The 19,082-nt window shown below is 42.6% G+C and carries 19 protein-coding genes; 15 read left to right on the top strand and 4 right to left on the bottom strand.

The genetic code is table 11. The annotated features are described in order from the left end of the window. The first annotated feature begins 16 nt into the window (after positions 1-16). Entirely contained in the window at positions 17-619 is a 603-nt protein-coding gene (gene pdxT, locus ACW0TQ_RS20500) for a pyridoxal 5'-phosphate synthase glutaminase subunit PdxT (protein WP_042529944.1), read from the top strand. 208 nt (positions 620-827) lie between these two features. On the opposite strand, the gene ACW0TQ_RS20495 is transcribed toward pdxT, so the two are convergent. Genes ACW0TQ_RS20495 through coaW form a run of 3 tightly spaced genes read right to left on the bottom strand, consistent with a single transcriptional unit; the run spans position 828 to position 3,070 of the window. Beyond that, complete coding sequence (locus ACW0TQ_RS20495) at positions 828-1,094, bottom strand: DUF3006 domain-containing protein (protein ID WP_455725961.1); 267 nt, start codon at positions 1,092-1,094, stop codon at positions 828-830. Positions 1,095-1,108: 14 nt separating this feature from the next. Beyond that, on the bottom strand, positions 1,109-2,248 hold the full coding sequence (locus ACW0TQ_RS20490; RefSeq protein ID WP_455725960.1) for an MBL fold metallo-hydrolase: 1,140 nt from the start codon (positions 2,246-2,248) through the stop codon (positions 1,109-1,111). Positions 2,249-2,278: 30 nt separating this feature from the next. Beyond that, positions 2,279-3,070, bottom strand: a complete 792-nt coding sequence (coaW, locus tag ACW0TQ_RS20485) for a type II pantothenate kinase (RefSeq protein WP_455725959.1) — start codon at positions 3,068-3,070, stop codon at positions 2,279-2,281. 307 nt (positions 3,071-3,377) lie between these two features. Here coaW and ACW0TQ_RS20480 point away from each other — a divergent pair, with 307 nt between their 5' ends. The 3 genes from ACW0TQ_RS20480 to ACW0TQ_RS20470 all read left to right on the top strand — a co-directional run bounded on the left by ACW0TQ_RS20480 (position 3,378) and on the right by ACW0TQ_RS20470 (position 6,291). Next, positions 3,378-4,001 carry a 5-bromo-4-chloroindolyl phosphate hydrolysis family protein gene (locus tag ACW0TQ_RS20480; RefSeq protein WP_193065495.1) on the top strand — a complete coding sequence of 208 codons (624 nt, stop codon included), beginning with the start codon at positions 3,378-3,380 and terminating at the stop codon, positions 3,999-4,001. Between the two features lie 12 nt (positions 4,002-4,013). Then, positions 4,014-5,177: a toxic anion resistance protein gene (locus ACW0TQ_RS20475; protein WP_042529954.1), complete on the top strand. Its 1,164-nt coding sequence runs from the start codon at positions 4,014-4,016 to the stop codon at positions 5,175-5,177. Positions 5,178-5,472: 295 nt separating this feature from the next. Beyond that, positions 5,473-6,291: a purine-nucleoside phosphorylase gene (locus ACW0TQ_RS20470; RefSeq protein ID WP_455725958.1), complete on the top strand. Its 819-nt coding sequence runs from the start codon at positions 5,473-5,475 to the stop codon at positions 6,289-6,291. A gap of 30 nt (positions 6,292-6,321) precedes the next feature. Here the strand turns inward: ACW0TQ_RS20470 and ACW0TQ_RS20465 are convergent, their stop codons facing one another. Continuing rightward, positions 6,322-6,576 (bottom strand): hypothetical protein, encoded by a 255-nt coding sequence (locus tag ACW0TQ_RS20465; protein ID WP_139089013.1) that lies wholly within the window; start codon positions 6,574-6,576, stop codon positions 6,322-6,324. 849 nt (positions 6,577-7,425) lie between these two features. Here ACW0TQ_RS20465 and ACW0TQ_RS20460 point away from each other — a divergent pair. The 11 genes from ACW0TQ_RS20460 to ACW0TQ_RS20410 all read left to right on the top strand — a co-directional run bounded on the left by ACW0TQ_RS20460 (position 7,426) and on the right by ACW0TQ_RS20410 (position 19,081). Beyond that, on the top strand, positions 7,426-8,265 hold the full coding sequence (locus tag ACW0TQ_RS20460; protein WP_042529959.1) for a histidine phosphatase family protein: 840 nt from the start codon (positions 7,426-7,428) through the stop codon (positions 8,263-8,265). A gap of 36 nt (positions 8,266-8,301) precedes the next feature. Beyond that, positions 8,302-9,744, top strand: a complete 1,443-nt coding sequence (locus ACW0TQ_RS20455; protein ID WP_042529961.1) for a glycoside hydrolase family 1 protein — start codon at positions 8,302-8,304, stop codon at positions 9,742-9,744. Between the two features lie 166 nt (positions 9,745-9,910). Next, entirely contained in the window at positions 9,911-10,642 is a 732-nt protein-coding gene (gene pxpB / locus ACW0TQ_RS20450; RefSeq protein WP_289585276.1) for a 5-oxoprolinase subunit PxpB, read from the top strand. Beyond that, the gene (locus ACW0TQ_RS20445; protein WP_175297004.1) at positions 10,639-10,788 is read left to right on the top strand and encodes a hypothetical protein; all 150 of its coding nucleotides are present in this window, start codon (positions 10,639-10,641) and stop codon (positions 10,786-10,788) included. Before pxpB ends, ACW0TQ_RS20445 begins: the two co-directional genes overlap by 4 nt. Beyond that, entirely contained in the window at positions 10,785-11,744 is a 960-nt protein-coding gene (locus ACW0TQ_RS20440; RefSeq protein ID WP_042529965.1) for a 5-oxoprolinase subunit C family protein, read from the top strand. The genes ACW0TQ_RS20445 and ACW0TQ_RS20440 overlap by 4 nt, the downstream gene beginning before the upstream one ends. Before the next feature lie 82 nt (positions 11,745-11,826). Beyond that, on the top strand, positions 11,827-13,245 hold the full coding sequence (locus ACW0TQ_RS20435; protein ID WP_256705033.1) for a hypothetical protein: 1,419 nt from the start codon (positions 11,827-11,829) through the stop codon (positions 13,243-13,245). Between the two features lie 241 nt (positions 13,246-13,486). Further along, on the top strand, positions 13,487-14,644 hold the full coding sequence (locus tag ACW0TQ_RS20430) for a thiolase family protein (RefSeq protein WP_042529969.1): 1,158 nt from the start codon (positions 13,487-13,489) through the stop codon (positions 14,642-14,644). Positions 14,645-14,658: 14 nt separating this feature from the next. Continuing rightward, positions 14,659-16,281, top strand: coding sequence for a long-chain fatty acid--CoA ligase (locus ACW0TQ_RS20425; protein WP_042529971.1), 1,623 nt, complete (start codon positions 14,659-14,661; stop codon positions 16,279-16,281). A 70-nt stretch (positions 16,282-16,351) separates the two neighbouring features. After that, positions 16,352-17,308, top strand: a complete 957-nt coding sequence (locus ACW0TQ_RS20420) for a nitronate monooxygenase (RefSeq protein ID WP_368900917.1) — start codon at positions 16,352-16,354, stop codon at positions 17,306-17,308. Between the two features lie 21 nt (positions 17,309-17,329). Next, positions 17,330-18,106, top strand: coding sequence for an enoyl-CoA hydratase/isomerase family protein (locus tag ACW0TQ_RS20415; protein ID WP_042529975.1), 777 nt, complete (start codon positions 17,330-17,332; stop codon positions 18,104-18,106). 30 nt (positions 18,107-18,136) lie between these two features. Next, positions 18,137-19,081 (top strand): MBL fold metallo-hydrolase, encoded by a 945-nt coding sequence (locus ACW0TQ_RS20410; protein WP_368900916.1) that lies wholly within the window; start codon positions 18,137-18,139, stop codon positions 19,079-19,081. Position 19,082 lies beyond the last annotated feature (1 nt).

Raw genomic sequence — 19,082 nt, 5'->3', positions numbered from 1 at the left:
GAAAGGAGCGGATACGATGAGTGAACAAAAATATCGAATCGGAATTCTTGGCATGCAGGGAGCGACAGAAGAGCATGCGAGTCATTTGCAACAAGCAGGACATGAGCCGATTCTGATTAAAAATAGGGAGCTGCTTGAAACGGTGGATGCTTTAATTATTCCGGGAGGGGAAAGCACAGCAATTTGGCGCTTGATGAAGAAAAATAATCTTGTGGATGCTGTAAAACAATTTGCCCAATCCAAGAAGCCGATTTTTGGAACCTGTGCCGGTCTCGTTTTGCTTGGCAAGGGTCAGGTGGATGCAGAGCAGAGTGTGCATTTAGGTCTGATGGATGTACAAGTTAAACGGAATGGTTTTGGAAGACAGCGGGACAGTTTTGAAGCAAATCTGGATGTGAACGGAATGAAGGAGCCGTATCCAGCCGTGTTTATACGTGCCCCATATATTGAATCGGCAGGAGAGCGTGTGGAAGTTTTAGCTGCCTATGATGATAAAATTGTGGCTGCAAAAGAAGAAAATTTAATTGTAGCGGCTTTTCATCCGGAGCTGACCGATGATAATCGCTTTCTGGAATTATTTCTTTCGCTGGTGGAGGAGAAGCCGGTATTAACGGTATAGCAAAAAGTTTTACAATAGAATAGCAGCAAGAAACTAGCATTGACTAATCAGGTAAGTGTATACGAGTTTTGCATGTTCTTATGGTGAAACATAGAAAAAGAGCTGATACGTGAACCAGCTCTTTTTCGCGTTTTAAAGGGAATGATGCAGCAAGTTTTTCTTATCCTTAATGAGGTTTCTCTTGGCTGGAAAGAAGAAAGGAGGTAAACTATTTCTTTTTTTTCAGTTTACTATTCTTTTTTCGATTTAATAGAGCTTCCCGCAGGTTACTGGACACTTGTTTATTCTTCTGATCTGTTTCCGGATCAAGCTGAATTACTGGGTTTTGCTTTCCTGCGGATTCTTCTACAATTACCGCTGATTTCACTTTACAGTCACTCGGGAGCTCTTTCTTTGGAACAAGTAATTCCCGATTCTCCGCTTCCACTAAAATAACAGCCGATTCGCCTTCAAACCGGTCGATAATTCCTTTCATGCTATATCCCTCCTTTAAAAGTCACAAATTAGACCCTCGGCTTCCATATCTGCGATTCTGCTCGGACCGATTCCGTCAATTTCCTCCAGCTCCTCGAACGTATCGAACGGGCGTTTATTTATTATTTGATTGGCACGTTCGTCACCGATATGAATAATCCCGGTTAATTCCTCTTGGGATGCGTTATTGATATTAATACAGCTGCCATCCTCGTTTTCTTCATTTGAAGCAGAAGCGTCTTCGGAAGCATCCTGATTCTTCTCCTCGGCTGCATCTGGTTTGGAAACAGTAATATCCTCGCCCATCTCGGTTTCAATCGAATAGGATGATCCATCTGTCGTAACAACAATGTTTCCATCAACATCGGTTCCGTACCAGTCAATGTTTTCATCATCTAATAAATCAATAACCTCTGTACTTGGATGCCCGTATGAATTATCTTCTCCAGCGCTATAAATGGCAGCCTGCGGATCGACAGCATCTAAAAAGGCGGGATCAGTGGATGTATTGGAGCCATGGTGCCCTAAATGTAAGAAGGTGCTGTTAAGCGAAGAAGCTTCTATCATTTCCTTTTCTTCCTTCACTCCGGCATCTCCAGTCAAAACAAAGGAAACCTGATTATAGGCTAAACGAATACTGACCGACTCTTCATTCGCTTTTCCGGAAATGTCCTCAGGGTACAGCACTTCCAAGTCAATCGGGCCAAGTTCATACTCCTCGCCGGTCCGCGGTTCATGATAATTGATATCCTGAGATAGGATTTTTTCCATCGCAGTTTGGTATGTATTGGAGGTGCTTTCATTTCCGGACATCCAAACTTCATCGACAGCAAAATGATCCAGGACTTTGGAAAGCTGACCGATATGATCTGCATCCGGATGGCTGATAATGACAAGATCAATTGCTGAGATTCCCTGTGCCTCTAAGTAAGGAACCACTTCATTACCCTGCCAGTCCCCCGTATCAAACAGGATTGCCGTTTCCTCCTCTCCGTCGTCGAAAGTGAATAAGGTGGAATCGCCTTGCCCGACATCGATAAAATGTGCTTGAAAATCTCCGTCCACACTGTTTGATTGTACAGCTGTATCTGTGTCTGCGTTACAGCCTGCCAATGCAAAGATAATTATAAAGCTGAAATAAATAATGTTTTTCAAAATGAATTCTCCTTGTTCCTGTCATTCTTTTTATTCATCGTAATATAATGCACCGACAGCACCGGCATGGCCTCCTTTTTCTAAAAAGGTTAAATTGTAATCAAACATACTTTCAAAAGAGCCTATCACTTGCTTTAAAAGCGGATTTCCGGTCAATGCACCGCCGATCATGACGATTTCTTTTGTAGCTAATGAGTTTGCCGTTAAGCTGGAAAGCAGTACAATCGTCTCGCCAATAAGCTGGGTTAATGCGGCCAGCTGGTCCTCAGCTGAAACGGATTGATCCAGCTGGTCTTTTCCAAAATTAGCAGCGGTCAAAGAAGCCTCGACAGGCGAATAGCTGGATTGATAAATATCTGAGACCATCAAATCACTGCAGGTCCTGTCTCCTTTAGAGGCCAGATCTACCAGTGAATGATAATCAGAAGTACCCGCAATAATTGCTCCGAGGCCTGTAAACAACCCGCCGCCGACTCCTGTTCCTGATAAGCGTTTCTGTTTGTGGAAAAAAGAAGTTCCTGTGCCGATATTCACTAAAAGATAATCCGTATCCGGAAGCTTTTTTTCTTCCGATAATAAGTACTTTGTTCCCTCTATTACACATGTGAATTCCTTAAAAATAGAAATAGATTGGTTGTCGGCTTTAATCTGTTCAGCTCTTCCGCCTGTCACCTGAAGCGCTGCTTCCGGTGCAGTCAACTTCAACCAGGAAATGACCTCATGGGTTTGCTTGGCAGGAAAAGTTTTTAATCGAAGCTTGCCTCTCTCTTCATAGGCAATTTTTATTAAAGATCCGCCTGCATCAATACCAATTCGTTTCATTAAAAATCCCTCCATGAATGTAAGTCTGCTAATTTCGGTGCGGCAAATATAAGAACATTTATTCTTATATTATCATATTTTTTAATATAAAGATAAATTAAACAGGGGTCTCTTTAAGAGGAAGAAGAGAAAGCTGCTGTTAAAGATTTCTTACTGCAGGTGAGATATGAGAAAATAATTTATGTAACGGGTTTTAAATAAAAAGAAATTGAAACTTTTAAAAGCCTCGTTCGTAATAGTATAATAAGAGTAAGAGTATAGACGATTATACTTAGGATAGAATGATTAATCACGTAGGAGTGAGCATATGCGAGCAATTATGCAATTTTTAATGCAGAGCTTTGTTGGTGCTGTCAGCCTGACAGCTATATGGCTTGTTAGCTTTTTTATATATGGACAGACTGTCCTGTTGACCAGTCTTTTTGCTGCAATTGGGGGCGTATTGACCTATGCAGCCACAAAACAGATTATGGATTATCGATTTGTTAAAAGTCAGGGATTGACTAAAAAAGAATATAAATTTATTGATGCCAATTTAAAAGAGGCAAGAGGAAAAATCACACGTATGCAGAAAGCTTTATTCAAAGTAAGGTCTTTCCAGCATGCGCGGGAGAATTTAACGATTGTAAGAACGGCTCAAAAAATATATAACAACGCAAGAAAAGAACCGGTACGATTTTACCAGGCAGAGCGTTTCTTCTATAATCATTTAGACTCGCTTGTCGAATTATCAGAGCGTTATGCGTATCTTTCCAGCCAGCCTTCTCCATCTATCGAGATGCAAAAATCATTAAAGGAAACCAGGCAGACGCTTACCGCCTTTAGTCCCACGATTAAAAAGGATCTGCAAGTGATGCTGAGGGATGATCTAGAAACATTGGATTTTGAGCTGGATGTAGCTAAAAAGACGCTGCGCCGATCTAAAAAATAAGGAGGATTCTACATGACTGCAAAAGACCAAACTAATGATTCGATAAATGATTTATTAAATGACCCGTTTGGAGAACGAACAGAGGTTTCAACGGATATTTCCGAACAAAATATGGAAAGCTCGGAGGCGCCAAGACTGGTTGACAGACTTCCCGGCGAGCATCGTAAAAAAGCAGAGCAGTTAAAGCAGCAAATCGATACAACCAACCAACAGTCTTTAGTGAAATATGGTGTAGAGGCACAAGCAAAATTACATCAATTTTCACATGAGATGCTGGAGCATGTTCAAAAGCAGGATGTCAGCCAAATTGGTTCGATTCTAAATGAGCTGATGAAAAAGCTGGAGGATATTGACCCTTCTGAACTGCAGGAGGAGAAAACAGGCTTCTTATCACGTTTGTTTGGAAAACTGTCGAAATCTGTGAATGAGGTATTATCCCGTTATCAAAAGACAAGCTCCCAGATTGATCGTATCAGTGTGCGTCTGGACCGAAATAAAGATTTACTCTTGTCGGACAATGAAATGCTTGATAAATTATTTTCTACCAACCGGGATTATTACGATGCTTTAAATATTTATATTGCTGCCGGCGAATTAAAGGTGGAGGAAATCAATAATGAGATTATCCCGCAGCTTCGCCAAAAAGCAGAAACAAGCGGAAGTCAGATGGATGTTCAGGAAGTAAATGATATGCTTCAATTTGTGGACCGGCTGGAAAAACGGACGCATGATCTCCGGTTAAGCCGTCAAATTACAATGCAAAGTGCTCCGCAGATCCGTCTTATCCAAAATACGAATCAGGCACTTGTCGAAAAAATACAATCCTCTGTTTTAACTGCAATTCCACTATGGAAAAATCAGGTGGCCATTGCCTTGACCCTATTAAGACAGCGTCATGCGATGGAAGCACAGAAACAGGTATCGCAAACAACAAACGATTTATTATTAAAAAATGCGGATATGCTGAAAGAGAATACGGTGGAGACAGCCAAGGAAAATGAACGAGGCCTTGTCGATATTGATACATTGAAGCAGACGCAGGAAAAATTAATGTCTACCATCGAAGAAACACTGCAAATTCAATCAGATGGACGTAAAAAGCGTAATGAGGCAGAAAAAGAATTAATCGGCATGGAAGAGGAATTAAAAAATAAAATGCTGGAATTTAAAGAATAAAGACAGAAAACCAGGTGAAGCGCCTGGTTTTTTTATTTGGATGGCAGAAAAGGATGATGTATGATGGCGGTATTTGTGATAAGTTGACGCAGTCCACGTCTTATACCAAGCGCTTTTGGTTCCTAATTGACACCTTATTTTTAATCGCTTAACATAGATTACTGCACTGACAAATTGATTTTATATCGAACTGTAAGATAAGATAGAAGTGTACACCGTTTAAAGACGCTGGCGTTTTTAACAGACTGTCATCGGGAAGCTAAAAAATAAAGCTACTTTAAGGAGGAAATCATAAATGCATCAGACACAGCAAATAAAAGAAGCAAGAGAGTTTATTCAAAGTAAAACAGATATGACCCCAGAAATCGGTATTATTCTTGGTTCCGGATTAGGCGGCTTGGCAGATGAATTAGAAGACGCAGTTGTCGTTCCGTATGAAGAAATCCCGCATTTCACTAAATCCGCAGCTGTTGGACATGCCAATCAGCTTGTTATCGGTACATTGCATGGCAAGCGTATCGTAGCGATGAAAGGGCGTTACCATTATTATGAAGGCTATTCCTTGGATGAAGTGACTTTTCCAGTACGTGTTATACAGGCGCTTGGTGCGGATAAACTGATTGTTACCAACGCAAGCGGAGCAGTAAATAAAGATTTTAACCCTGGTGATTTAATGCTGATTACAGATCATATTAACTTAGTTGGAACGAACCCATTAATTGGCCCAAATAATGATGACCTGGGAACTCGTTTTCCGGATTCTTCCCAAATATATAACCGTGAACTTCGCGATTTGGCTAAAATTATTGCCAAAGAAAATCAGATTAATTTGCAGGAGGGTGTATATACCTGGTGGAGCGGACCAGCTTATGAAACACCGGCAGAAATTCGCATGATTCGCGTGCTTGGAGGAGATGCAGCCGGCATGTCCACCGTTCCTGAAGCGCTTGTTGCCGTCCATGGCGGAATGAAGGTATTAGGTATTTCCTGCTTAACCAATATGGCAAGCGGTATATTAGATCAGCCGCTGAGTCATGATGAAGTGATTGAGGTTGCTGCACAATCGCGCAGTAAATTTGTAAAACTCGTGAAAGAAGTCATTCATCAGATATAAGCACAGCAGTTATATGGCATAACGGAGACTTCATTCAGCACCAAGATGCAGGATGAAGTTTCTTTTTAAAGAATAAGAAAGTATATAAAAAATGTTGAATATAGCCGCTACAATGAGTTTCATTAAGGGAGTAATCTTCAATGTTGTCAGGTTAATGCGACCGCTGCGGAAAAACACTACGCTTTCCATGGGCTTGCGCTCAGCCTCCTCGAAAAAAAGAAGTTCGCTTTTTTTCTGCGGGGTCTTCACCCTGGGCCTGCGATTACTCGCCCCACCGAAGACCATTGCGCTTTCCCATAGGAGTCTCCGTGTTTTTCCTCCGCTAGATAGGTTTTATTACTATCTGTATAATATTTAAGAAAATTCATTAACCTGACAACATTGCTTGTCCTATCCAAAAGCGTCGCTAGAATTTGTGTTATTTCTTTGTAAAAAAGTAAATAAAACATAATTCTTCTTAGATGGGAGCGGAGGGAAGTCGACTCCTGCAGGAAAAGCAACAGGTGAAGACCCCGCAGGAAGCGGTTTTCTTCCGAGGAGACTGAAGCGTTGCCCGCGGAAAGCGACTTCCCGCAGCGGACATCTCTTCGGCGAGAACACTGATGTTTTAAAGACCAAGCGGTATTCTTGATTTTTCTTAGCTATTGATTTTGAAAGCGTTCTTATATATAATGAAGGTGATAAAGGATTGTTACTGTGAGGCAGGCAAAACCTGAATGAGTTAAACGGCATAGAGTGCGCTCTATCTGTTTAATTTGTTCAGGTTTTCTTTTTTGAAAGAAGAATAAGCATAGCTGGCGTTTGAAAAAAACCGGCCTCATGACATTTCTTTTGGTATAGAGGGTCCTCATAATTAGGGAAATGGAACCGTTGACATAATTTATTTTTTATTCTAACCTAAATATAGATTGAATATTGGCAAAATGGAATGTTACCTTATTGGGCATAACCTGGATTGTTTTGAATGCACGTGAAGTGTGTTCAAAATAATTCAGGTTTTTTATTTCTAAAAAAGCTGAAAGGAGGTGGAAGGAAAATGTAGCAGGAGCATGGCATATAACAGTATCAATATTACAGTTGGGCAAAAAGTGACTTATAAAATAAAGAATAAATCTATTTTGGAGGAGAAAAGATATGAAAAAGATATGGGGAGTCATGGCAGCACTATGTTTTGTATTCGTACTGGCAGCTTGCAGCAGTTCCGAAGCAGAGGAAAATAATGACGGAGATACAGAGGGGAGTGAAAAGGAAGTCGTAGAAGCAGAATCAAATGATGAATTAACTATCTACATTGTCCGTCACGGGAAAACAATGTTAAATACAACCGATCGTGTGCAGGGCTGGTCTGATGCTGTATTGACTCCGGCAGGTGAAGAGGTCGTCACACAAGCAGGAATCGGTTTAAAAGATATTGATTTCCAAAATGCCTACAGCAGTGACAGCGGAAGGGCTATTCAAACAGCAGAAATCATTATGGAAGAAAACGAAACATCTTCGGAACTTGATTTAAATACAGATGAACGTTTTCGTGAATTTAACTTCGGAACATATGAAGGAGATCTAAACGAGACAATGTGGCAGGATATTGCAGATTTGCAAGGAATTACACTGGAGGAATTTTTAGAAAATCTCGAACCAGAAATGTTTTCAAACAGTGTAGCAGAGCTTGACGAAGGAAGAGATGAAGAGGGACTTAATTGGCCTGCAGAGGATTATGATACCATTACAGCACGGCTGACAGAGGGCCTGGATGAGTTAGTAGAAGCAGAACAAGGGCAAGAGGGGTCAGGAAATGTTTTACTTGTCTCTCACGGGTTAAGTATATCTGCTTTGCTGGATACGTATTTTGATGATTATGAGGTGCCAGAAGGCGGTCTTGATAATGCAAGTGTATCCGTTATAACGTATCAGAACGGAGAGTTTCAGCTAGATTCTGTCAATGATATGAGTTATGTTGAAGAAGGAAAGAAGTAAGAGGAAGAATAATAATGACTCAAGGAGGAGAGTAACATGGCAAAAGCTTTTCCAGAAGGATTTTTATGGGGCGGCGCAACAGCAGCCAACCAATTAGAAGGCGGATTTCACGAAGGAAATAAAGGATTAAATATAGCCGATGTGCTGCCTGGCGGAAAAGAAAGATTACAGGTGCTGCGTAATCCGGGATTTCAGTTTGAAATAGAAGAAGGAAAAAGCTATCCGAATCATGAAGCAATCGATTTCTATCATCGTTACAAAGAAGATATTGCATTATTTGCAGAGATGGGCTTTAAAGCATTCCGCTTATCTATTGCCTGGTCACGGATTTTCCCGAATGGCGATGAATTGGAGCCAAATGAGGAAGGACTGGCTTTCTACGATAAGGTCATTGATGAGCTGTTAAAATATGATATCGAGCCGGTCGTCACCATTTCCCATTATGAAATGCCTCTGCACTTAGTGAAGGAGTACGGCGGCTGGAGAAATCGGGAAGCTATTACTTTCTTTGAAAGATATACGGAAGCTATTTTTACCCGTTATCAGGGGAAAGTGAAATACTGGATGACCTTTAATGAAATCAACAGCGGATTAATGATGCCAATCATGGGATTAGGGTTTGCGATTAAAAAAGAGGAAGATCGTTATCAACCGACATTCCAGGCATTCCATCATCAATTTGTTGCGAGCGCGAAAGCAGTGAAACGATGCCATGAAATCATGCCGGAAGCCCAGATTGGATGTATGATTATTTACGCTCCATTCTATGTCTATGACAGCAACCCGGAAAATGTCATGGATGCATTGGAGAAGGATGAACGCTTTAATTATTTTTGTACAGATGTACAAGTAAGAGGAGAATATCCAGCTTATATCCAGCGGTATTTCCGGGAGCATAACATTGAATTGGAGATAGAGGATGGCGACTTGGATATTATCAAGGAAGGAACAGTGGATTACATCAGCTTCAGTTATTACATGTCCAAGACAGAAAAGAAAGTGGATGTGAATGGCGGGCAAGCAGATGGAAATATTCTGCTTGGCGGCGTTAAAAATCCATTTTTGAAAGCTAGTGATTGGGGCTGGGAAATTGACCCGGTTGGTTTACGCATTTCCCTCAACCGGCTATACAGCAGGTATCAGATGCCATTATTTATTGTAGAAAATGGTTTAGGTGCCTATGACAAAGTGGAAGAGGACGGTTCGATTCAAGATGATTATCGTATCGACTACCTGCGGGAGCATATGAAACAAATGCTTGAAGCTGTAGAAGATGGTGTGGATTTAATGGGATATACGAGCTGGGGATGCATTGATCTAGTAAGTGCCTCCACCGGGGAGATGTCGAAACGCTATGGTTTTATCTATGTGGACAAGCATGATGACGGCAGCGGCACACTGGAACGAAAACGCAAAAAATCATTTTACTGGTATAAAGATACCATCGCTGCTAATGGTGCAAACTTAGCAAACCAGTAAAAAGAAATAATTTAAAACTAACATAGGAAAAGCGGCTTTACTTTCATTGTTTGAATGTAGAGCCGCTTTTTTGGATTTTGCGTGTTCAAATCATTCGTTTCTGCTAAAAAATAGGTGTACAATATGAATACAGAAAGTTCAGAACAAAAAAGGCAGGTGATAAATCATGTATCCTATTCAACTATACGGAGACCGCGGTGTACGAATTCCCTTTGGCAATGCCATTGACAGACAAGTAAATAACGCAGTGCATCGCTTTGGCGCTCTCTTAGAAAAATATCCAATACAGGGAGTATCGGAATGGATTCCTGCATATACTGCCATCACGATTTATTATAATCCGAGTGAAATCACTTATAGAGAGCTTGAAAAAAAGCTTATCCATTTACAAAAAATAATGGAGGAAACAGCTCCTCCTGCAGCCAGAAAGATTACGATTCCAGTATGCTATGACAAGGAGGTTGCCTTAGATATGGAAGATGTTGCTGCCCGCTCTAAACTTTCCATTCAAGAAGTGATTCGTCTGCATACGGAGCCGCTTTATTATGTGTATATGATGGGCTTTATGCCTGGCTTTCCTTATTTAGGCGGTTTATCTGAAAAGCTTGCCGTACCAAGGCTGGATAATCCAAGAAAAATGGTGGAGCAGGGGGCAGTAGGTATTGCGGATAAACAGACAGGGATTTACCCGCTGGAATCCCCTGGAGGCTGGAGAATTATCGGCAAAACTCCTGTACATCTTTATGATGCGAAGGGGGAGAAAAAAATCCTTATCGAATCCGGAGATCTGCTCCAGTTTGAAGCAATTGATCTGCAAACCTATTATAAAATAGAAGAAGCAGTAGAAAACGGAAGCTACCGGCCTCAGATAAACCAAGAAAAGGAGGAGCAATCATGAATTTGCATATCGTTTTGAATGGGAATCCAAAAAAGAGCTTTGGCGCAATGAATGAATTTGCGGCACGCTGCAGGAGTCAGTGCAGACATGTGAAATCGCATGGTGCTCTGTATTCGAAGGTAGTTACGGCAGGTGATTCACGTTGAAAGAAATCTTGGAAGTCATGAAACCTGGATTATCGACCAGTATCCAAGACACTGGAAGGATTGGCTATCAAAAATACGGTATTCCGACGGCAGGAGCAATGGACACCTTTGCCCATCGCATTGCAAATCTGCTCGTCGGCAATCCGGAGGAAGCAGCAACGTTGGAAATCATGTTGATGGGCCCCCGATTGAAGTTTTTACAGGATGCGGTCATTGCTGTCGGCGGCGCAGATTTGTCAGCAGCTGTTGACGGAGAGCCTGTCTGTCCATGGAAATCCTTCCGCGTTTATACAGGGCAGATTCTGTCATTTGGCAAGCCGGTTCATGGAACCTATGCTTATCTGGCAGTAAGCGGCGGATTTTATGCCGAAACAGTAATGGGGAGCAAGTCTACCTATGCGCAAGCCAATCTTGGCGGGATAGAGGGAAGAATCTTGCAAAAAGGAGACCGCCTATCTGCAGAGGATAAAAATCTGAAATCCATCCGGGCAGGCAGGTATTTAAAAAAGACAGATATACCAAATTATGAACAGCACCGTCCAATCAGAGTCATTACCGGGCCGGATATATCTGCTTTTTCAGACACAATCTATCAGCAATTTCTTCAGGAAAGCTATCGTATTACTGAACAGTCCAATCGCATGGGTTATCGTTTAGAAGGGAAGGCTTTGTCTCATGTGGATAAAGCGGACATTATTTCGGATGCTGTGCTTCCCGGTACCATTCAGGTGCCGGCAAATGGTCAGCCGATCGTGCTTTTAGCGGACCGGCAGACAACAGGAGGATACGCACGTATTGCTACGGTCATCGCCGCAGATATTCCTCAGCTGGTGCAAAAGAAGATTGGGGCAGAGGTGCGGTTTTTATCGGTTCCTTTAGAAAGAGCCCACGCAGATTATCTGGCGCAGCAGCGTTATTTTAAAATACTCCGGACAGCTGTCCGGTCAGAGGAGTGATTGCTGATTTGAAGGGAGCTTTAACACAAGGTGATTCCATGGTAAAGTAAAGAGAACACGAACGTATAGGAGCTAGTCAATAATGAGTAAACAATTCGTCAGTCCGGCGTTAGTCATTTGTATCATTGGTTTTACGATGATCCATTTTGTCACGTATTTTTTGCAGGTTCATCTGCTGTTAACACTGTTAGTATGGTTTGGGTTTGGAATTATTTTCTTTGGAACATTATTTTACGGGCCGCTGCATTTGAAAATGCCATTAGGCTTGTTTTTAACTGGAGTAATCATCTTTCTATCTGTAGACACCTCTTTTCTTTCGGGAATGCGGGAAGGGCTTTTGCAGATGCGGAATATGGTCGGATTATTAGTTATCATCCCTATGGTCAGCTGGGTATTGCGGGAAGAAGCATTTTTAGAATCTGCCATCAGCTATGCGCATGATTTTGTGGATACGAGTAAGAAATTTTATTTTGGAATGGTTTCCTTTACACAAGTAATCGCATATTTTCTCTTATTTGGCGCGATTCCTATGCTGTATCAATTTGTATCGATGATCTTAAAGGACGAAAAGGGTGAGGCGTGGGAGAGATATAAAGGAACAGCGATACTGCGCGGGTTTGCGTTATCGGTTCTGTGGGTAGTCAGTATTCCGAGCTTTGCCTATGTGGTGGAAGCAATGGAGGCTTCCTTATGGAAATCAATTCTGCAAGGGCTGGGGGTAGCTGCATTAGGAACCATCGTTGCGATTTTGTTCTTCCCGCTGGAGAATAAAAAGTATCATGTTAACTTTACAAGAGGCCTCCAGCATGAAATTGATGAGATTATGCAGCATACGAGAAATAAACGGGAGACAAAGCGGATCGTCCGTGAATTTATGATTCTCTTTCTCTCTCTTTTCGGTTCCATCTTTATCCTGAGCGCTTGGGTGAACATGGAATTGCTTGTCCTGATCCCTTTAACCATCCTCGTATGGATACTTAGCTATTATCTAGTGAAGAAGCGTTTATATAAATTAACACATATTGCAGCACTTTATGTAAAAGAAGAGATGGCGGGCAAGTCGTATCAGCTATGCGTGATGGTTGGGGCAGGAATGCTGATTGCAGGATTGACTAAAACAGGCTTTGCCGGCTGGGTTGTCGACAGTCTCTATGCCTTAGAAGCAGTCGCTCCATTTATCAATCTATTATACCTGCTGCCGTTTATGGTAATTATCTTAGGCTTTGCCGGTCTCGGTCCGTTGACAGTAATGGTATTGGTAGCTGGTATTTTGCAGACTATCCACCTGCCGTATCCTCCAGAGCTGATTGTGCTTTCAGTGACGCTGGGAAGCTCAATATCAATTTTATTATCACCGGTGATTATGCCAATCATTGTCTTAAGCGGCTCCAATGGTTTGAGCGGCTTTAAAAATGGTTTTCAGTTTAACGGTGTGTTTGCTGTGGTGCTATATGCTTTGGTGATGACATATATTCAACTAATGGCATATATGGCCGGATAATGTTTATAGAGCAGGGAATGATTGGGGGAAATGGGCTTAGGAGGCCATACCCTGCTTGTTTCCCTCTTGACATTCATTTTTGAACAACATAAAATGAATGTTGAAAGCGTTTACTTTATTTGGTTGTTTTACATTTTTATTTAATAACTGATAAGGGATATTGATAGGGTTCACCGGAAATCGATTTGCTGTAAATGATAATAGATTCATATCCTTTCCAAATGAAAAAGGAGGAGTATCGATGCGGGATGCGGTGATTGTAGAGGCAGTACGTACACCTATTGGTAAACGAAATGGTTTTTTGAGTGAGATAAGGGCAGAAGAATTAGCTGCAGCGCCTTTAAAGGAATTAGTTAGACGAACCAATCTGGATGCAGCAGCCATTGACGATGTTATTATGGGATGCGTCACGCAGACAGGAGAACAGGCAGTGGATGTGGCCAGGCAGGCAGCGCTTATTGCCGGCTATCCGGTCAGTGTTCCTGGAACAACGATTGACCGTCAATGCGGATCGGGTCAGCAGGCCATACATTTTGCTGCACAGGCCATCTTGAGCGGGGATATGGATATTGTGGTAGCAGCCGGGGTGGAAAGTATGTCACGTGTGCCAATGGGAACCAACCAGCAGGGTGTAAAGTGGAATCGTGCTTTACTAGATAACTATGATATGGTGCATCAAGGAGTCGCAGCCGCTCATATTGCTGAAAAATGGGGGATTTCTCGCCAAAAAATGAATGATTATTCATTCAAGAGTCATCAGCGTGCGATACAAGCGCAGGGAAAAGGCTTTTTTCGACAACAAATGATGCCTATTTCCGTCAAGCGCGCGGATGGAACCACTGCTCAATTTTGTCAAGATGAAGGGCCGAGAAGAGATACCTCGATGGAGAAACTGAATGCATTGCCTGATTTATTTACAGAGGAGAGCGGAATCACAGCGGGAAATGCCAGTCAGATGAGTGACGGTGCAGCAGCACTTTTAATCATGTCTGCTGATAAAGCCAAAGAGCTTGGCTTTACTCCGCGTTTTCGTATTCTTACCCGCAGTGTGATTGGTTCTGATCCGACAGAGATGTTGACAGGTCCAATCGAAGCTACTAAAAAGGTTCTTAAAAAAGCTGGTTTATCGATGGAAGATATCGATGTTTTTGAAGTGAATGAAGCCTTTGCATCCATTCCTTTAATGTGGATGAAGGAATTAGGGGCAGATGAAGAAAAAGTCAATATTGACGGGGGAGCTATTGCCTTAGGGCATCCTTTAGGCGCAAGCGGAGCCAGATTGATGGTAACGATGATGCATACCATGGAGCGGCTCGAAGCGCGTTTTGGTCTGCAGACGATGTGTGAAGGGCTGGGAATGGCTAATGCGACAATTTTGGAACGATGGACAGGGGAATAGGGAGGAATTTTAAAATGATGCAAACCCAATTAAATTTAACGACTATGGTGAAGCATGCGGAGAAATACTTTGCTGATAAAACAGTTATTTCGCGTACGCTGAGCGGAGTTCATACCATTCCGTACAGTAAAATAACCGAACGGATTCACCGGCTGGCAGGTGCTTTAAAAAGCTTAGGCGTGGGAAAAGGGGACAGAGTCGGCACAATAGCCTGGAACCATCACCGTCATCTGGAGGCTTACTTTGCGATTCCGACGATGGGAGCCGTACTGCATACAATCAATATCCGTGTTTCACCAGACGATTTAGCCTATATTATCAATCATGCAGAGGATAAAGTCTTATTGGTGGATGAGGATTTATTTCCATTGATCGAGCGCGTGAAAGACCAAATTACGGATATAGAAAAAATTATTGTGATGACGGATAAGGAGGAGCTGCCTGAAACAAGCCTAACAAATATGGCATCCTATGAATCATTGCTTGAAGAAGCAGACCCGGACACAGAGCTTGATGATGCTATTGATGAAAATACAATTGCCGGTTTATGTTATACCTCTGGAACAACGGGCAGGCCAAAGGGTGTTGCTTATTCTCACCGCGGGATTTATTTACATAGCCTGGCTCTGGGATTAAAGGACACCGTAGGCTTATCAGAGGAAGATATTGCGATGCCTATTGTTCCAATGTTTCATGTAAATGCGTGGGGGATGCCATTTGCTGCATTATGGTTTGGAACAACCCAGGTGCTTCCGGGACCGATGCCGACACCGCAGATTTTAGCAGAACTGGTTGAGGATTATAAAGTGACGATGGCAGCCGGTGTACCGACGATTTGGATGGGCTTTCTGCAGGCACTGGAGCAGGGAAATTACGATACAAGCAGTCTGCGCTGTATTCTTTGCGGCGGCTCAGCTGCTCCAAAAGGGATGATCCGCACATTTGAATCAACCTATCATATTCCTTTTGTTCATGCATATGGAATGACAGAAACCTCTCCGATTGTGACACTGGCCCGTTTAAAAAGCTATCAGCAGGAGCTGGATGAAGAGGAGCGTCTGGAATTACGCTCCCGTCAAGGCATGGTCGTGCCGGGAATTGAAATTAGAGGAATCAATGAACATGGCGATATCCCGCATGATGGAAACACAATAGGCGAATTGCTTGTCAGAGGGCCGTGGATTGCCGATGCATATTATAAAAATGACCGCAGTGAGGAATCCTTCCGGGACGGCTGGCTTCACACAGGCGATGTGGTCAATATCGATGAAGAGGGCTCCGTGAAAATCGTGGACCGTACCAAGGATATGATCAAAAGCGGCGGGGAGTGGATTTCCTCGGTCGATATCGAAAATGCATTAATGGCGCATGAAGCGGTATTTGAAGCCTCGGTGATTGCTGTTCCGGATCCAAAGTGGCAGGAGCGTCCGGTAGCATGCGTGGTATTAAAAGAGAAGAAAACATTAACGGAAGAAGAAGTGAAAGAATTTTTAACACCACAATTTGCAAAGTACTGGATTCCTGACCGCGTTCTATTTATGGAAGAAATCCCAAAAACATCGGTAGGGAAATTCTTGAAACGGGCATTGCGGGATCAAGTGGAAGAAATGCTTTCCTTATCTGATTCATCTTCATAATATCAAATTTTTTCAACAGGAAGCGCGGAGCGGCGCTTCCGTGTTTTCTAATGGAAAAGGAGCTGGTTAAATGCAATTGACTGATATAAAGAAAAAAATGGAGCTGCCGGTTATCATGGCTCCGATGTTTTTAATTTCTAACCCAAACATGGTTGTCGGGGCATGTGAAGCAGGAATCATTGGAACATTTCCGGCTCTGAATGCCCGCACGAAGGATGTTTTAGACAGCTGGATGGCTGAAATCAATGAGAGATTACAGGAAAAAGAAGCAGCAAATCCAGAGGCAGCGATGGCACCCTGGGGCGTCAACTTCATCAGTCACTCCTCCAACAAACGATTTTACGAGGATTTGGAGCTGATCGAGAAGCATCAGCCGCCAATCGTTATTACATCGTTAGGAGATCCATCTCCGGTTGTAAAGATTGTTCATAGCTATGGAGGTCTTGTTTTATCCGATGTGGTGGATGTGAAATTTGCTGAAAAGGCATTGGAAAAGGGCAGTGACGGGCTGATCTTAGTAGCAAGCGGGGCTGGCGGGCATGCTGGAACGCTAAATCCTTTTGCATTTATCGAGGAAGTACGCAGCTTTTTTAATGGCCCCGTTGCTTTAGCGGGAACCATTACAAAAGGAGAGCAAATATTGGCCGCAGAGCTTCTAGGAGCTGATTTTGCCTATATTGGCACCCATTTTATTGCGACAGCGGAAAGCGGAGCAAGTGCGGATTACCAGGAATCGATTATTCAATCTGCGGCTGCGGATATTATCTATACGCCTGCGTTTAGCGGGATACCTGCTAATTACTTGATCCCCAGTATTGTCAAAGCTGGATTGGATCCAAAGAATTTACCGGAAAAGGCCGGGCTTGATTTTAAAAAGCTGTCGGACTCCTCAGCTAAAGCGTGGAAGGATATTTGGGGCGCTGGCCAGGGAGTTGGCGGAACAACGAAAATACAGACGCTGCAGGGAGCTGTAGATGAATTAAAAACAGCATATACACAAGCAAAAAAACAACACCAGCTGACTTGATTTAAAAAGGGAGAGAAGGCAATGACAGATGCAGTGAAATACGAAAAGAAAGATGCGATTGCTTTGATAAAGATGAACCGGCCGGAGAAACGCAATGCCCTGTCGATTGTAATGGCGAGAGGCTTGGTGGAAGCGCTGACGGACGCAGAAAAAGATTCGGATATCAAAGCTGTCATCATCAGCGGAGAGGGAAAAATATTTTCAGCCGGCGGCGATTTGGAAGTGCTTCATACATTGGATAACAGCGCGAAAATAATGGAATATATGAAGCAGGCATTAGAGATTATTCAGACGATACGGGATCTTGATAAATATGTTATCAGCGCAGTCCATGGCTTTGCCGCAGGAGCAGGCTTCAGTATTGCCGTTGCAGCAGATTTTGTCGTAGCTAAAAAGGATGCAGCCTTTCTATGCAGTTTTACCGATGTAGGCATTATACCGGATTTAGGCTTAGTAAAAAAACTGACAGATAACCTGCCAAGTGCCGTAGCGAAGGAATGGATTTCTTCAGGAAGACCTGTTTCAGCAGAAGAAGCATATCGGCGCGGCATTGTTAATCGCGTAACAGAGGACGAGGTTGTGGAAGCAGCCATTGATTATGCCGGCTTTATTGTTAACGGGCCGCCGCTTGCTAATAAATTTGTAAAGCATATGGTCAACTATGCAGATGAATGGAGCAGCGGTACAAATGATCTGCAGGAAACGGCTATCCAGACCTTATTGCTGCAGACAGAGGATAATAAAGAAGGGATTCAATCATTTTTTGACAAAAGAAAACCGAGTTTTAAAGGAAAATAAAAGCGGATTGTTTAGAAAGAAGTGACGCCGATGTTAGATAAATTAGGGATAAAGCGGATTACTTTAGCATTGCCGTTCCGCTTAAATCATGTCCATTGTTTTATTGCTGAGGAAGCGGACGGCTATAAGATTTTAGATACAGGTCTGCATAATACAACTACGGAGAAAATATGGGAAAAGGAAATAGAAGGGAAACAAATTACGGACATTATTGTTTCTCATTACCATCCAGACCATTTTGGTTATGCAGGGAAACTGCAGGAACGAACCAATGCGCGCGTTTGGATGTCTGAAATTGATTTACAGGCGGCGCTGCAAGCCTGGGAGCAGCCCTTTTTAGAAAAGTTATGGGAGAATTATTATCGGGCGGGCATTCCCGAGGAGAAAAGCAGGGCTTTGACGCAGAATACTGCTGCATTTGCACCATTAGTAACCCCTTATCCAAAGGTGGAAAACATTTTAAAGGAAGGGGAAACGATTCAATTTGGGAAATATGTCTATGAGATTATACATACACCAGGTCATTCAGACGGTTTAGTCACCTTTTATAGTCAGGAAAAGAATGTGCTGCTGTCAACGGATCATGTTCTTCCGAGGATTACTCCGAATATTTCCTATTGGTTTCACGGGGACCCAAACCCATTAGAAAATTATTTGAATTCCTTGGAGAAAATTAAGAAACTGGACGTCGAATGGGTTATTCCATCCCATGGCGACCCGTTCCAAAATGCATCCAAGCGAATTCAGGAAATAGAGACCCATCATAAAGAAAGATTGAACAGCCTAAAGGAAATGCTGAAAACCGGCTTAACGGTTTATGAAACAATGGAAAAGCTGTTTCCGAAAAAGCTGGCTGTTCACGATACGCGGTTTGCAGTAGGTGAAACGGTCGCCCATTTAGAATATTTGCGTCTGGCTGGGGAGTGTACGCGCGAGTTGACAGATGGTGTGTATATGTATCATGTAACGAACTAGC

This window comes from Oceanobacillus sp. M60 (genome assembly GCF_053839645.1).
This window is presented reverse-complemented; position numbering and strand designations above follow the sequence as displayed.

Excerpts from the sequence above, each read along its gene's own strand:
- ACW0TQ_RS20420 (WP_368900917.1), top strand. The coding sequence starts at position 16,352 with ATGCAATTGACTGATATAAAGAAAAAAATGGAGCTGCCGGTTATCATG.
- ACW0TQ_RS20480 (WP_193065495.1), top strand. The coding sequence starts at position 3,378 with ATGCGAGCAATTATGCAATTTTTAATGCAGAGCTTTGTTGGTGCTGTC.
- ACW0TQ_RS20425 (WP_042529971.1), top strand. The coding sequence starts at position 14,659 with ATGATGCAAACCCAATTAAATTTAACGACTATGGTGAAGCATGCGGAG.
- ACW0TQ_RS20410 (WP_368900916.1), top strand. The coding sequence starts at position 18,137 with ATGTTAGATAAATTAGGGATAAAGCGGATTACTTTAGCATTGCCGTTC.
- ACW0TQ_RS20435 (WP_256705033.1), top strand. The coding sequence starts at position 11,827 with ATGAGTAAACAATTCGTCAGTCCGGCGTTAGTCATTTGTATCATTGGT.
- ACW0TQ_RS20455 (WP_042529961.1), top strand. The coding sequence starts at position 8,302 with ATGGCAAAAGCTTTTCCAGAAGGATTTTTATGGGGCGGCGCAACAGCA.
- ACW0TQ_RS20475 (WP_042529954.1), top strand. The coding sequence starts at position 4,014 with ATGACTGCAAAAGACCAAACTAATGATTCGATAAATGATTTATTAAAT.
- pxpB (WP_289585276.1), top strand. The coding sequence starts at position 9,911 with ATGTATCCTATTCAACTATACGGAGACCGCGGTGTACGAATTCCCTTT.
- coaW (WP_455725959.1), bottom strand. The coding sequence starts at position 3,070 with ATGAAACGAATTGGTATTGATGCAGGCGGATCTTTAATAAAAATTGCC.
- pdxT (WP_042529944.1), top strand. The coding sequence starts at position 17 with ATGAGTGAACAAAAATATCGAATCGGAATTCTTGGCATGCAGGGAGCG.
- ACW0TQ_RS20495 (WP_455725961.1), bottom strand. The coding sequence starts at position 1,094 with ATGAAAGGAATTATCGACCGGTTTGAAGGCGAATCGGCTGTTATTTTA.
- ACW0TQ_RS20445 (WP_175297004.1), top strand. The coding sequence starts at position 10,639 with ATGAATTTGCATATCGTTTTGAATGGGAATCCAAAAAAGAGCTTTGGC.
- ACW0TQ_RS20415 (WP_042529975.1), top strand. The coding sequence starts at position 17,330 with ATGACAGATGCAGTGAAATACGAAAAGAAAGATGCGATTGCTTTGATA.
- ACW0TQ_RS20465 (WP_139089013.1), bottom strand. The coding sequence starts at position 6,576 with ATGGTCTTCGGTGGGGCGAGTAATCGCAGGCCCAGGGTGAAGACCCCG.
- ACW0TQ_RS20470 (WP_455725958.1), top strand. The coding sequence starts at position 5,473 with ATGCATCAGACACAGCAAATAAAAGAAGCAAGAGAGTTTATTCAAAGT.
- ACW0TQ_RS20460 (WP_042529959.1), top strand. The coding sequence starts at position 7,426 with ATGAAAAAGATATGGGGAGTCATGGCAGCACTATGTTTTGTATTCGTA.
- ACW0TQ_RS20430 (WP_042529969.1), top strand. The coding sequence starts at position 13,487 with ATGCGGGATGCGGTGATTGTAGAGGCAGTACGTACACCTATTGGTAAA.